Origin of the sequence: Streptomyces sp. NPDC002785 (genome assembly GCF_040295565.1) — a bacterium.
GTDB lineage: Bacteria > Actinomycetota > Actinomycetes > Streptomycetales > Streptomycetaceae > Streptomyces.
This window is the reverse complement of sequence record NZ_JBEOVN010000044.1, coordinates 1-13,377: the sequence shown is the minus strand read 5'-3', so window position 1 is coordinate 13,377 and position 13,377 is coordinate 1. Positions and strand designations below refer to the sequence as shown.

Genomic DNA, 13,377 nt, shown 5'->3' with positions numbered 1-13,377 from the left:
CGGCTCGAAGTGCGTCAGACGGCTCGAAGTCCGTGGGACGCGAAGATCTCGCGGGCCGAGGCGACCTGCTCGGGGGTGGGTGACGGGGTGTCGCGCAGGGTGAAGGGCTTGCCCAGCGCCCGCCACTTCGCCTCGCCGAGCTTGTGGAAGGGAAGGACATCGACACGGGAGACATTGCCGAGGGAGGCGGCGAAGGAGGCGACACCGTCGACGTTGGCCGGGTCGTCGGTCAGTCCCGGCACAAGCACGAAGCGGACGTGCACCTCTTTACCGAGGTCGGCGAGGCGGCGGGCGAAGTGCAGGGTCGGCTCCAGCGGGCGACCGGTGACCTTGCGGTATGTGGCTCGGTCCCAGGACTTGATGTCGAGCAGGACCAGATCGACGTCGCGCAGCAGGGCGTCGGTGGCACGGGCGCCCAGGAAGCCGGAGGTGTCCAGGGCGGTATGCAGCCCCAGCCCGTGCTTGAAACGGTGGAAGAGCTCACCGGCGAAGACCGGCTGCAACAGTGGCTCGCCGCCGCTGATGGTGGCGCCGCCGCCCGCGGCCCGGATGAACGTCGTGTACTTGCCCACTTCGGCGACGAGGTCGTCCGCGGACATCCGGGTGCCGCTGCGCATCCGCAGGGTGTCGGGGTTGTGGCAGTAGAGGCAGGCCAGTGGACAGCCGGTCAGGAAAGTGACGAAGCGGGTGCCGGGGCCGTCGACGCCCGTCGACAGATCCCAGGAATGGACCGATCCGGAGATCGGCCGACGGGTGGCCGCACCTGCCGGAGTGACGGAGGTGCCGATGTTGCCGACGCTGTCTGTGTTGTCGGCGTGGTCGATGCCGCCGGCGTTGTCGGCGTTGTCGAGGAGTGCGGCCATGGCAGGGCCTCCTGTGCGGGCGGGGCGTTCGGTGGTCTGGCGCGGCGGGCGCGGAGCGCGCGACGCCGGGTCCCTACGGGGGATGGGCTCCCGACGCCGCGCGGTTCAGGGGGCTCGGAACGATCGGGAAGGATCAGAGCGAGCCGTGGAACGTGCGGTTGATGACGTCGAGCTGCTGCTCGCGGGTCAGCCGCACGAAGTTGACCGCGTATCCGGAGACCCGGATGGTCAGCTGTGGATAGTTCTCCGGGTGCTCCATGGCGTCTTCCAGAGTCGCCTTGTCGAGCACGTTGACGTTCATATGGAAGCCGTCGCTCGCCATGAATCCGTCCAGCACGCCTGCAAGGTTCTGGATCCGCTCCCCGGGGGTGCGGCCGAGCGCGTCCGGCGTGATGGTGTTGGTCAGCGAGATACCGTCCTCCGCGTCGTCGTACGACAGCTTGGCGACCGACAGGGCGGAGGCGATGTAGCCGTGCTCGTCGCGCCCGTTCATCGGGTTGGCACCCGGAGCGAACGGGGCGCCCGAGCGGCGGCCGTCCGGGGTGTTGCCGGTCTTCTTGCCGTAGACGACGTTGGAGGTGATGGTAAGCACCGACTGGGTGTGCACCGCGTCCCGGTACGTCGGGTGCTTGCGGACCTTCTCCATGAAGTCGTGGACGATGGAGCGGGCGATGGCGTCGGCGCGGTCGTCGTTGTTGCCGTACGCCGGGTAGTCGCCCTCGATCTCGTAGTCCGTCGCGAGACCCGTCTCGTCCCGGATCACCTTGACCCGGGCATGCTTGATGGCGGAGAGCGAGTCGGCGGCTACCGAAAGACCTGCGATGCCGCAGGCCATGGTGCGCAGGATCTCCTGGTCGTGGAGGGCCATCTCCAGGCGCTCGTATGCGTACTTGTCATGCATGTAGTGGATGACATTGAGCGCGTGCACATACGTCCTGGCCAGCCAGTCGAGCATCGCGTCGTACCGCTCGGCGACGGTCGCGTGATCGAGGTACTCGTCGGTGACCGGCTCGAAGCCGCTCACCACGAGCTTGCCCGTCTTCTCGTCACGGCCGCCGTTGATCGCGTAAAGCAGCGCCTTGGCGACGTTCACACGGGCGCCGAAGAACTGCATCTGCTTGCCCATCGCCATCGCGGAGACGCAGCAGGCGATCGCCGTGTCGTCGCCGTACTTCGGGCGCATCAGCTCGTCCGACTCGAACTGGAGGGCCGAGGTGTCGATGGCGGCCTTCGAGGCGAACTCCTTGAATCCGGCGGGGAGTCGCTGCGACCAGAAGACCGTGAGGTTCGGCTCGGGGGCCGGGCCCAGGTTGTAGAGGGTCTGCAGGGCCCGGAAGGTCGTACGGGAGACGAGCGGACGGCCGTCCTCACCGATGCCGGCCATCGACCAGGTGACCCAGGTCGGGTCCCCGGAGTACAGGTCGTTGTACTCCGGGGTGCGCAGGAAGCGGACGATACGGAGCTTGATGACGAAGTCGTCGATGAATTCCTGTGCCCGCTCCTCCGTGATGAGACCGCGCCCGATGTCGCGCTGGAGGTAGATGTCGAGGAAGTTGTCGATGCGGCCGATCGACATGGCCGCGCCGTTCTGCTCCTTCACGGCGCCGAGGTAGCCGAAGTACAGCCACTGCACGGCCTCACGACCGGTGCGGGCGGGCCCGGAGATGTCGTGGCCGTACGACATCGCCATCGCCTTGAGCTCGTTCAGGGCCTTGATCTGCTCGGCGATCTCCTCGCGGTCCCTGATGACGTGCTCGGTCGGCCACTGCTCGCCGAGGGCGGCCCTGTCGGCCTCCTTGGCCGCGATCAGCCGGTCGACGCCATAGAGGGCGACGCGGCGGTAGTCGCCGATGATGCGGCCGCGGCCGTAGGCGTCCGGCAGTCCGGTGATGATGCCGCAGGAGCGGCAGGCCCGGATCTCGGGTGTGTACGCGTCGAAGACGCCCTCGTTGTGGGTCTTGCGGAGACGGGTGTAGATCTCCCTGACATCGGGGGCTGCTTCGTAGCCGTACGCGTTCAGAGCGCCCTCGACCATCCGCCAGCCGCCGTTGGGCATGATGGCGCGCTTGAGCGGGGCGTCGGTCTGGAGCCCGACGATCAGATCGCGGCCGGCGTCGATGTAACCCGGCCCGAAGGCATCGATCCGCGACGGGGTCTTCACGTCCACGTCGTGGATGCCGCGGGCGGTCTCGTCCGGGAACATCGAGAGGAGCTTCTCCCAGACCGCGGTGGTCCGGGCGGTGGGGCCGGTGAGGAAGGAGCTGTCGCCCTCGTACGGGGTGTAGTTCTGCTGGACGAAGTCACGGACGTCGATCGCGTCGCGCCACAGCCCGCCCCTGAAGCCCTCCCAGGCCCCGCTGTCCGTCGTCGCCTCTGCCGCAGTCGCCGTCATGGCCCGCACCTTCCGAGATCGTCCGCCTCATCGCTGCTGCGTCCATTGCACTCCCGATTTCCGAATTCCCGGACCCGCAATGGTCCCTGTCGGAGGGCCCAAGGTCCCGTCAGATATCGGGCCCGGTCCGACATAGCTGTGCTGACCTGTGGTTTCTCCGGGGACTTTGGACCCTCATGGGCTTGTGAATGTGTTCACAAGAATTTCCCGACCTGAGCCCGGCGCGCGTCCCTGCGGGCGCCGCCGACCCCGTCTGATGTGCTGGTCCCCATGCCTGGAATGACTGCCCGCAGCCGCACCGAGCGATATCGCGCGTCGACCCCGCTGGAACTCTTCTTCGACCTCTGCTTCGTCGTTGCCGTGGCGCAGGCGGGCGGGCGGCTGCTGCATGCCGTCGCCGAGGGCCACATCGCCACCGGAATCGCCAGCTACGCGGCTGTCTTCTTCGCGATCTGGTGGGCCTGGGTCAATTTCACCTGGTTCGCCTCGGCTTACGACACCGACGACCCGCTGTACCGCGTCGTCACGTTCGTCCAGATCACCGGTGTGCTCATCCTCGCCGCCGGGGTGCCGCGCGCCTTCGACGCGGGCGACTGGACAGTCGGCGTCGTCGGCTATGTCGTGATGCGGCTCGCCCTCACCAGCCAGTGGCTGCGCGCCGCTCACTGCACCCGGGGCGCCGAGCGGCGCGTCGCGCTGCGGTACGCCGTCGGGATCACCGTGGTGCAGCTGGGCTGGATCGGCATGCTGCTGACCGACAACACGGGCGGAGCACGGGCCGCCGTCTTCGTCGTGCTCGCGCTCGCGGAGATGTCCGTTCCGGCGATCGCCGAACGCGACCGCCCGACGAGCTGGCATCCGCACCATATCGGCGAGCGCTACGGCCTGTTCACGATCATCGTGCTGGGCGAGACGGTCGCGGCGGCCACGATCGCGGTTCAGGAGGCGGTGGACGAGCACGAAGCGTTCCGTGAGCTGCTGCCGATCGCCGCGGGCGGGCTGTTGATCATCTTCTCCGCCTGGTGGATCTATTTCGCCGTGCCGATCCACGACTACCTCCGCGGCAGCAGGGAAGCGTTCATCTGGGGATACGGGCACTACCTGATCTTCGGCTCCGCGGCCGCGATCGGCTCGGGCATCGAGGTCGCGGTGGAGGAGGCCGTGGGCAAGGCCCATGTCCCGGACACGGTGGCCGCCGCCGCGGTGACCGTGCCCTGCGCACTCTTCCTGCTGACGGTATGGGCGCTGCACGCCCGCCACTTCAAGCGCGATCTCGCGGAGCAACTGCCGCTCCCCGTGGCCGCGCTGGCCGTCCTGGCCTGTACGTTCGCCGGTGGGTGGGCGGTGTTCGCGGCCGGCCTGGTGGCGGCGGCGACCGTGGCCGTGGGGGCCGCGCTGGCCCGACGGCCCGCTGTGGCGGGGTGAGCACACTGACGGCGAGTCGCGAGTGGTGAATGGTGAGCCCAGTGAGGAGCACGCAATGACAGAAGAACCACAGAAGCCGACAGACCCCTCCGTCGCGCAGCACACATCGCCCATGTCGTCCGGGCTGCTCGACACGCCGGCCGATGCCACCGGGCCGCTCGATGCGCTGACCGATGTCGCCGGGCTGCGCGTCGGCCATGCGCAGGTGGCTGGCGCGGGCTCACTGAGCGGCACCACCGTGGTCCTCGCCCCCGAGGGCGGTGCGATCGCGGCCGTCGACGTACGCGGCGGCGGCCCCGGCACCCGGGAGACGGACGCGCTCGATCCGCGCAACCTGGTGCAGCGCATCGATGCCGTCGTCCTGACGGGCGGCAGCGCGTACGGCCTGGATGCGGCGTCCGGCGTGATGGCCTGGCTGGAGGAACAGGGGCGCGGAGTGCGGGTCGGCCCCGATCCGGCGCACGTGGTGCCGGTGGTCCCCGCTGCGTGCATCTTCGACCTGGGGCGGGGCGGTGACTGGCGGGCCCGCCCGGACGCCTCGACCGGCCGCGCGGCGGCGGAGGACGCGGCGGGTACGGAGCCGGGGGCGCCGGTCGTCGAGGGGGGCGTCGGCGCCGGTACGGGCGCGGTCGCCGGGCAGCTCAAGGGCGGGGTGGGCACGGCGAGCACGCGGCTGGCGTCCGGGATCACGGTGGGCGCGCTCGTCGTGGTGAACGCGGCAGGTTCGGTCGTCGATCCGCGTACCGGGGTGCTGTACGGGGAGTACGGCGCCGCCGAACCGCCGGTGTACCCCGCGCCCGAGGTCCACCGGGCGGCTCAGCAGCGCCTGGCCGAGGCACGGGAGGCGAACGCGCGGCCCCCGCTCAACACCACGCTCGCCGTCGTCGCCACGGACGCCGATCTCACCCGTGCCCAGGCGCAAAAGCTCGCGGGTACGGCGCACGACGGACTGGCGCGCGCCGTCCGCCCCGTACATCTGCTGACCGACGGGGACACCGTTTTCGCGCTGGCCACCGGCGCCCGGCCACTGGATCCACAGAACCCGATCGCGCTCAATGACCTGCTGGCAGCCGGAGCGGACGCCCTGACCCGTGCCATCGTGAAGGCCGTTCGGGCAGCTCAGAGCATCGGCGACCGCCCCGGCGGCGGCAGCTACCCGGCGTACAGCGATCTTTACGACGCACGCGGGCACCCCCCACGGCCGTCGCCGCGCAGCCCCCCGGACCCCGACTCTCCTGCCGGGTAAGGAAGTTCGGACGAACCGCCAGGAACCATCTGTGTGCGTCATACGTTTTCCTGAACCCCGGTCGCGATGTCGGACCCAGGGACTACGTTAAGCACGCAACAAGTCACACGCGGCGACGGCCTGGAGACAGCACCTTGAGCGATCCGTACGAGACAACCGAGCAGCACCTCGAGCGACTCCTGCGACGGGCACTCAACTCTTTCGACCTGCCCGACTGGACGGTCGAGAGACTCGGTACCGCACTCGCCCACAGCAGTTCCCTGCACTCCTCGCACCACAGCTCCGTACTTCACCGCGAGACCTACCGGCATACGTATCTGCTGTCCGACGGCACCCACTTCACCCTGTGGGAGCTGGTGCACGGCGGTCCGCGGGGCGGAAGGGACCCGCAGTCCTGGACGGAGCCCGACCTCCGGCACCACGAGCTGTACGACGAAGAGTCCGATGCCCAAATCGCCGCTGCCCGGCTGACCGGCGGCTTCGGCGACGTCCCGGTGTTCGGGGACGACGGGCCGCAGGGCGACCTGGAGGTACTCACGGCCTTGATGTCGGCTCCCCCGGTCCCGCTGCCCCGGATGTACGCCCCGGACAATTCCGCCGACCACGCCCGCCGCGTCCTGCGCCGCGCGGAGAACAGCGACGGTCCCGGCGAGGAGACCGCCCGGCTGCTGCGCGCCGCCTTCGCCCACCACATCACCCAGGTCTTCGGCCGGCAGTGCCAGGTGGACGGGCGTGACGCCGGATTCACGCTTTACGAGCACGCCTTCCTGCTCCTCGACGGCAGCGAGACGAGCCTGTGGGAGGTCGAGCACACGGCCACGCCGGACGGCCGCCACATGTGCGAGGTGTACGGGGACGAGGACACCGCGCGCAGAGCCATGGAGAGCCGTACACGCATCTGCTGACCCGGGGGCCGGGGGCCGGAACCCCCGGGTCACGCCCGCAGACACGCAGGTGCCCGCACCCCCAGATGGGGGGCGGGCACCGGTCACGCTTCTCAGCGCATCACGGCGTCAGCGCGGGCGTCCTGCCGAGCTCGACCTCGGGCTCATCCACGGTGAGCACGCCCTCATCGCCGCCCTCCACGTGCTGCCGCGGCCGCGCGGGCAGCGCGAACATCACCAGGAAGATCACCGCGAGCACCCCGGCCACCCACCACAGCGAGTGCTGGAACCCCTCCGCGAATGCCGGGCCCACCTGCTGCGGCGTCAGCCGGTCCCCGATCGAGCTGAAGAAGACGACCGAGACCAGCCCGAGCCCGAGTGCGTTACCCATCTGCTGCACGGTGTTGATCAGCCCGGAGGCCGAACCGGAGTGTTCCTTGGGGACCTCGGACAGCACCATGTCCGTCAGCGGGGCCACGATCAGGCCCATGCCGACGCCCATGACCACCAGCGGCAGCGCCATCTGCCAGGACGTGATGCCCATGCCGTACCGGTCGGACTCCCAGATGTAGAGGAGCAGGCCGACGATCATCAGCAGCGCGCCCGTCTGGAGGACCTTGCGGCCGAAGCGTGGCACCAGCTTCTGTACGGAGATACCGGCGGCGAACGAGACGGCGATCGAGAACGGGATACCGGTCGTGCCGGCCCGCAGCGCGCTCCAGCCGAGCCCCTTCTGCATGTAGAGCGTCCAGACCAGGAAGAAGATGCCGAGGCCGACACCGAAGGCCAACTGCACGGCGATGCCCGCCGCGAAGCTCTTGACCCGGAACAGCGACAGCTCCACGAGCGGCGAACCGTCCTTGCGCGCCTTCTCCCGCTCGAACACCACCAGGACCAGGAACACCAGCAGGCTGCCGATCATCGACGCATGGCCCCACAGCGGCCAGCCCAGCTCGCGCCCACGGGTCAGCGGGTAGATCAGCATCAGCAGCCCCAGCGTCACCAGGGCGACGCCGATCAGGTCGAGCCGGAGCGCCTTCGGAGCCTTGGATTCGGTGATGAACTTCCGGCCCAGGACGAGGCCGGCGAGGCCGACCGGCAGGTTGATCAGGAAGATCGGCCGCCATTCGAGACCGGCGATGTTCCACTCGGTGAGCAGCGCGCCCAGCAGCGGTCCCAGCACGGCGCCGAGACCGACGATCGCGCCGAAGAGGCCGAAGACCTTGCCGCGCTCGTGCGCCGGGAAGGTGGCGTGCACGATCGACAGCACCTGCGGAACCATCAGAGCTGCGGTGCCGCCCTGGAGGATGCGGGAGGCGACCAGCATCTCCGGATTCATCGCAAAACCGCAGAGCGCGGAGGCCAGTGTGAAACCGCCTATGCCGATGAGGAACAGCCGCTTGCGGCCGTAGATGTCGCCCAGCCGGCCGCCGGTGATCAGCCCGGCCGCGAAGGCCAGGGCGTATCCGGCGGTGATCCACTGGATCGAGCTGAACGAGGCGCCGATGTCCTTCTGGATGCTCGGGACTGCGATGTTGACGATCGTGACGTCGACCAGGTCCATGAAGGCCGCGGTCATCACGATGGCGAGCGCGAACCAGCGTCGCCGGTCCGACGGGTCCGAGGACACCGTGGGCCCGGATGCCGTGGACGGCAGAGATGCGGAAGAAGTCATGAGAAGAAGCTAGACAGCCATTAGGACAGATCATGACCCAATGGATGGGCAACCTGGTGAGACGACCGACACCCGGACACACCGGCACCCGGACACGAGGATGAGCCCATGACGGACACCCCGGCACGACTGCTGAACCTGCTGTCGCTCCTCCAGACGCCCCGCGAGTGGCCGGGCAGCGAACTCGCCGAACGGCTCGACGTCAGCCCGCGCACCATCCGTCGCGACATCGACCGGCTCCGCGAGCTCGGCTATCCGGTCGAGGCCTCGCGCGGATCGGTCGGCGGCTACCGCCTCGTCGCCGGCACAGCCATGCCGCCGCTGCTCCTCGACGACGAGGAGGCGGTGGCCATCGCAGTGGGCCTGCGGGCGGGCGCCGGCCATGCCATCGAGGGGGTCGACGAGGCGTCCGTACGGGCTCTGGCGAAGCTGGAGCAGGTGCTGCCGTCGCGGTTGCGGCACCGGGTCTCGACCCTGCAGAACGCGACGATGCCGCTGACCCGCGGCGACGGCTCGACGATCGATCCGCACACGCTGACGGTGATGGCGGCGGCGGTCACCGGGCGGGAGCGGCTGCGGTTCGCCTACCGTGCGGGCGACGGCGCCGAGACGAAGCGGGAGGCCGAGCCGTACCGGCTGGTGAGCACGGGGTGGCGCTGGTATCTCGTCGCGTACGACCTGGGGCGCGAGGACTGGCGTACGTTCCGGGTCGACCGGGTCAGCGAGCCGTTCGCGACCGGGGCCCGGTTCACACCACGCGAGCTGCCGACGGGTGATGCGGCGGAGTTTCTCAGCAGCTCCATCGCCCGACGGCAGCCGGAGCTGGCGGTCGATGTGAGCTTCGCGGCCCCGGCGGACTTCGTGTCCGCGCGGCTGCCGGCCTCGATCGGCCCGTTGGAGCGGACCGGAGCGAAAAGCTGCCGGCTGCGGACTGTCCTGTCGGACTCGATGGAGTGGGTGGCGCTCCGACTGGCGCTGGTGGACTGCGAGTTCACCGCGCACGAGCCACCGCAGCTGGTGGAGTACCTGAGTCATCTGGGTGCCCGGCTGACCCGCGCCACAGCACACTGACGCGTCGCCGCCCGGGCGACGACTGGCCCGAGCGCACAAAAAGGATGAGCCCCGGCGCCAGGGGGGGGTGGGCGCCGGGACTCAGTTCAGGGGGTCACACGAAGCGACCTATTTCGGAGGATACTGGACGAGGGCTCACGCCGCAGCGTCAAAACCCGTGTCGTGGGCCATTCGCTTCAGTTCGAGCAGTGCGTGCTTCTCGATCTGGCGGATCCGCTCACGGGTCAGCCCGTGCTGCTTGCCCACCTCGGTGAGGGTCCGCTCACGGCCGTCCTCGATGCCGTACCGCATACGGATGATCGATGCGGTGCGGTTGTCGAGCTTGCCGATCAGGTCCTCCAGCTCCTCGCTGCGCAGCAGCGTCATCACCGACTGCTCCGGCGACACCGCGGAGGTGTCCTCCAGCAGGTCACCGAACTGTGTCTCGCCCTCGTCGTCCACGGACATGTTGAGGCTGACCGGGTCACGGGCCCAGTCCAGGACGTCGCCCACGCGCTCCGGCGTGGTGTCCAGCTCGGTGGCTATCTCCGCGTGCTCCGGCTCGCGCCCGTGCTCACGGTTGAACTCGCGCTGCACCCGTCGGATCCGGCCGAGCTCCTCCACCAGGTGGACGGGGAGCCGGATCGTACGGGACTGGTCGGCTATGGAACGGGTGATGGCCTGACGGATCCACCACGTCGCATACGTGGAGAACTTGAAGCCCTTGGCGTAGTCGAACTTCTCGACCGCGCGCACCAGGCCCGCATTGCCCTCCTGGATCAGGTCGAGCAGGGGCAGCCCGGCCCGCGGATAGCGGCGGGCGACAGCAACGACGAGCCGGAGGTTGGAGCGGATGAATATGTCCTTGGCGCGCTCGCCCTCGGCGACCAGCGCCTCCAGCTCCTCGTGCGTGGCTCCGCCGGCTTCGCTCTCCACCGCACCGTCGAGGATCTGCCGCGCGTAAACACCCGCCTCGACGGTTTGCGACAGCTCGACCTCCTTTGCGGCATCGAGCAGCGGCGTACGCGCGATCTCGTCCAGGTACATGCCGACCAGGTCGCGATCGGCGATCTCTCCGCCCGAGGCGCGAACACTGCTTGCCCGGCTGGTCCCGCCGGTGGCGGACGAACGACGGGCGACGGCACGGGTTGCCATGCGTGCTCCCTTGCTGAGTAGGTCGCGACACCCTCTCGGGTGCCCTGCATCCGATGGAATCAACGACTGGAATCCGGACAGAATTCCCATGCCTGGCATTCACTTTCGCGATCATGCAGTACCCTGTGCCGCCGCGAAGGGATCCCACATGCCGAGCGTTCAGACAGAAGTGCAGGTCAGGGCAGGCACCGAAGGCGATTTGGTGGCGCTCACGGACATCTACAACCATTACGTACGTGAGACCGCGCTCACATTCGATACGACCCCCTTTACACCCGAACAGCGGCTGCCGTGGCTTCGTTCCCACCCTGAAGACGGCCCGCACCGTCTCCTGGTTGCTCGGGATGTCCGCATTGTCGGCCCCGTCTCGGTCCTGGGATACGCCACCAGCAGCACTTTTCGCCCCAAGGCGGCGTACGCGACCTCGGTCGAGGTGAGCGTGTACTGCGCCCCGTGGGCCACTGGCCGCGGCATTGGCACGCTTCTCTACTCGTCCCTGTTCGAGGCGCTCGCCGGCGAGGACGTGCACCGCGCGTACGCGGGCATCACCCAGCCCAACGACGCCTCGGCCCGGCTGCACGAGCGCTTCGGTTTCCGCCATGTCGGTACGTACGCCGAGGTGGGCCGGAAGTTCGGCACGTACTGGGACGTGGCCTGGTACGAGAAGCGCCTGGGGCCGGAGTCCTAGGGCCCGGTCGCGGCCTAGGTCCACGGCCCGTTACGCACCGCGGGCGCCGTGCCTAGCGTGCTTCCGTATGAGCGACACAACAAGCAGGGACGGCACAACAAGCAGGGACGGCACAGCCGGCAGCCACGCACGGGCACGGCGAACCGATCATGCTGGTGCATGCCGCGACCGCGCCCAATGCCGTGCTGCGCACGCTGCCCGCGCTCCCCCGCGCGCTGTGGGTGCCGAGCCTGGAGGCCGCCTGGGCGGCGAGCGCCGCGGTCACCGCCGCGTACGGCCCGGCCGAGCCGACCCCGTACACACCGGCGACAGCGTCAGCCGAGGAGCTCTTCGCACGGGCGGCGGCGCATGGCGACGATCACACGATCAAGTTCACGGACACCGCACTGGACATCGGCGATGCGACGGCCCTCGCAGCCGCACTCCGCTCGATCGAGCTGAACCCACCGGCCCTGTGACCGGACCCGGGACAGGACCCGGGACAGGACCCGGGACAGGACCTGTGACAGGACCTGGGGCAGAGCTCAGCCGAACTGCACCGACCGCTTGGCGAGCCCCATCCAGAACCCGTCGATGACGCTGCGGCCCCGGTCCAGCTCGCCCTCCGAGGCGCCGAGCGTCACGAAGAGCGGCGCGAAGTGCTCGGTGCGCGGGTGGGCCAGCCGGCCTGCCGGGGACTTGCGCTCGAAGTCCAGCAGCGCGTCGATGTCCTGCGCCTGCAGCGCCCGGTTGCCCCAGTCGTCGAACTCCGCCGACCAGCCGGGGGTACCGCCACTCGCATGCCGCAGAGCGGCCAGGTTGTGGGTGAAGAAACCGCTGCCGACGATCAGGACGCCCTCGTCGCGCAGTGGTGCGAGCTTGCGCCCGATGTCCATCAGCTTCTGCGGGTCCAGCGTCGGCATGGAGATCTGGAGTACGGGGATGTCGGCGCCGGGGAACATCTCCACCAGCGGGACGTACGCCCCGTGGTCGAGCCCGCGGTCCGGGATGTCCTGGACCGGCGTACCGGCTCCGCGCAGCAGTTTGCGTACGTTCTCCGCCAGCGCAGGGGCGCCCGGAGCGGCGTACCGCACCTGGTAGTAGTGCTCGGGGAAGCCCCAGAAGTCGTAGACGAGCGGGACCGGATCCGTCGCGCCGAGGGCGAGCGGGGCCTCCTCCCAGTGCGCGGAGACCATCAGGATCGCGCTGGGGCGGGGCAGGTCGGCGGACCAGGCGGCCAGTTCGCCGGGCCAGACCGGGTCGTCGGCCAGCGGCGGCGCGCCGTGGGAGAGATAGAGGGCGGGCATGCGCTCCGCGGTGACAGTCATGGCACTCCCCATCCACTGCTGGCTCAAGGTAAGTCTTCTACTGGGTCTCTTTGAGAAGGAAGGGTTCTTTAATCTTCAAGTTCCCACCTCCCGAGACCTTAGCTCTATCTAGTTAAACCTTCAAGAAAAGGTCGTACAGTGGAGTACATGACCACGGCATCCCCCGGCGAGCCCCGCTGGCTCTCCGACGAAGAGCAGAGCGTCTGGCGTGCGTATCTCCACGCCACCACGCTCATGGAGGACCACCTCGACCGCCAGTTGCAGCGCGATGCCGGTATGCCGCACATCTATTACGGACTGCTCGTCCAGCTCTCCCAGGCGCCCCGCCGCCAGAGGCGGATGACCGAGCTCGCCAAGGACGCCAAGATCACCCGCTCCCGGCTCTCACATGCCGTCGCGCGGCTGGAGAAGAGCGGCTGGGTGCGCCGCGAGGACTGCCCGTCCGACAAGCGCGGCCAGAACGCGGTCCTCACCGACGAGGGCTACGAGATGCTCCGCCGGTCCGCGCCGGGCCATGTCAGCGCCGTACGCCAGGCGATGTTCGACCGGCTCACACCCGAGCAGGTGCGCTCACTCGGCGAGATCATGCAGGTCATCGCCACCGGACTGCAGCCGGAAGGCACGGACGCGGACCTGCCCTGGCTGCGCTGAGCGGTCCTCGGACGCGGCTCTGCCCCGGTTCCGTCGAGCGG

At 69.1% G+C, this 13,377-nt stretch carries 11 protein-coding genes and 1 pseudogene; 7 read left to right on the top strand and 5 right to left on the bottom strand.

What is annotated here, in order from left to right; translation table 11 throughout:
- Window positions 1-14: 14 nt before the first annotated feature.
- Together pflA and pflB are read right to left on the bottom strand one after the other, a co-directional pair.
- Window positions 15-863 carry a pyruvate formate-lyase-activating protein gene (gene pflA / locus ABTZ94_RS13765; RefSeq protein ID WP_351200706.1) on the bottom strand — a complete coding sequence of 283 codons (849 nt, stop codon included), beginning with the start codon at window positions 861-863 and terminating at the stop codon, window positions 15-17.
- A gap of 133 nt (window positions 864-996) precedes the next feature.
- Complete coding sequence (gene pflB / locus ABTZ94_RS13760; RefSeq protein ID WP_351200704.1) at window positions 997-3,255, bottom strand: formate C-acetyltransferase; 2,259 nt, start codon at window positions 3,253-3,255, stop codon at window positions 997-999.
- A 279-nt stretch (window positions 3,256-3,534) separates the two neighbouring features.
- Here pflB and ABTZ94_RS13755 point away from each other — a divergent pair, with 279 nt between their 5' ends.
- The 3 genes from ABTZ94_RS13755 to ABTZ94_RS13745 all read left to right on the top strand — a co-directional run bounded on the left by ABTZ94_RS13755 (window position 3,535) and on the right by ABTZ94_RS13745 (window position 6,831).
- Window positions 3,535-4,680, top strand: coding sequence for a low temperature requirement protein A (locus ABTZ94_RS13755; protein WP_351200702.1), 1,146 nt, complete (start codon window positions 3,535-3,537; stop codon window positions 4,678-4,680).
- A gap of 112 nt (window positions 4,681-4,792) precedes the next feature.
- Complete coding sequence (locus tag ABTZ94_RS13750) at window positions 4,793-5,926, top strand: P1 family peptidase (protein ID WP_351200751.1); 1,134 nt, start codon at window positions 4,793-4,795, stop codon at window positions 5,924-5,926.
- A 134-nt stretch (window positions 5,927-6,060) separates the two neighbouring features.
- Window positions 6,061-6,831: a DUF6227 family protein gene (locus ABTZ94_RS13745; protein ID WP_351200700.1), complete on the top strand. Its 771-nt coding sequence runs from the start codon at window positions 6,061-6,063 to the stop codon at window positions 6,829-6,831.
- A 100-nt stretch (window positions 6,832-6,931) separates the two neighbouring features.
- Here the strand turns inward: ABTZ94_RS13745 and ABTZ94_RS13740 are convergent, their stop codons facing one another.
- Window positions 6,932-8,485 (bottom strand): MFS transporter, encoded by a 1,554-nt coding sequence (locus ABTZ94_RS13740; RefSeq protein ID WP_351200698.1) that lies wholly within the window; start codon window positions 8,483-8,485, stop codon window positions 6,932-6,934.
- Window positions 8,486-8,593: 108 nt separating this feature from the next.
- On the opposite strand from ABTZ94_RS13740, the gene ABTZ94_RS13735 reads away from it, so the two are divergent.
- Window positions 8,594-9,556, top strand: coding sequence for a helix-turn-helix transcriptional regulator (locus tag ABTZ94_RS13735; protein WP_351200696.1), 963 nt, complete (start codon window positions 8,594-8,596; stop codon window positions 9,554-9,556).
- Between the two features lie 135 nt (window positions 9,557-9,691).
- Here the strand turns inward: ABTZ94_RS13735 and ABTZ94_RS13730 are convergent, their stop codons facing one another.
- On the bottom strand, window positions 9,692-10,690 hold the full coding sequence (locus tag ABTZ94_RS13730; protein ID WP_351200694.1) for a sigma-70 family RNA polymerase sigma factor: 999 nt from the start codon (window positions 10,688-10,690) through the stop codon (window positions 9,692-9,694).
- Between the two features lie 148 nt (window positions 10,691-10,838).
- Between ABTZ94_RS13730 and ABTZ94_RS13725 the strand changes: the two genes are divergently transcribed.
- Together ABTZ94_RS13725 and ABTZ94_RS13720 are read left to right on the top strand one after the other, a co-directional pair.
- Entirely contained in the window at window positions 10,839-11,378 is a 540-nt protein-coding gene (locus ABTZ94_RS13725; protein ID WP_351200692.1) for a GNAT family N-acetyltransferase, read from the top strand.
- Between the two features lie 122 nt (window positions 11,379-11,500).
- A pseudogene (locus ABTZ94_RS13720) lies at window positions 11,501-11,836 on the top strand (questin oxidase family protein); the annotation flags it as partial.
- Window positions 11,837-11,902: 66 nt separating this feature from the next.
- Here the strand turns inward: ABTZ94_RS13720 and ABTZ94_RS13715 are convergent.
- Window positions 11,903-12,685 carry a dioxygenase family protein gene (locus ABTZ94_RS13715; RefSeq protein ID WP_351200690.1) on the bottom strand — a complete coding sequence of 261 codons (783 nt, stop codon included), beginning with the start codon at window positions 12,683-12,685 and terminating at the stop codon, window positions 11,903-11,905.
- A 138-nt stretch (window positions 12,686-12,823) separates the two neighbouring features.
- On the opposite strand from ABTZ94_RS13715, the gene ABTZ94_RS13710 reads away from it, so the two are divergent.
- The gene (locus tag ABTZ94_RS13710; RefSeq protein WP_351200688.1) at window positions 12,824-13,336 is read left to right on the top strand and encodes a MarR family winged helix-turn-helix transcriptional regulator; all 513 of its coding nucleotides are present in this window, start codon (window positions 12,824-12,826) and stop codon (window positions 13,334-13,336) included.
- Window positions 13,337-13,377 lie beyond the last annotated feature (41 nt).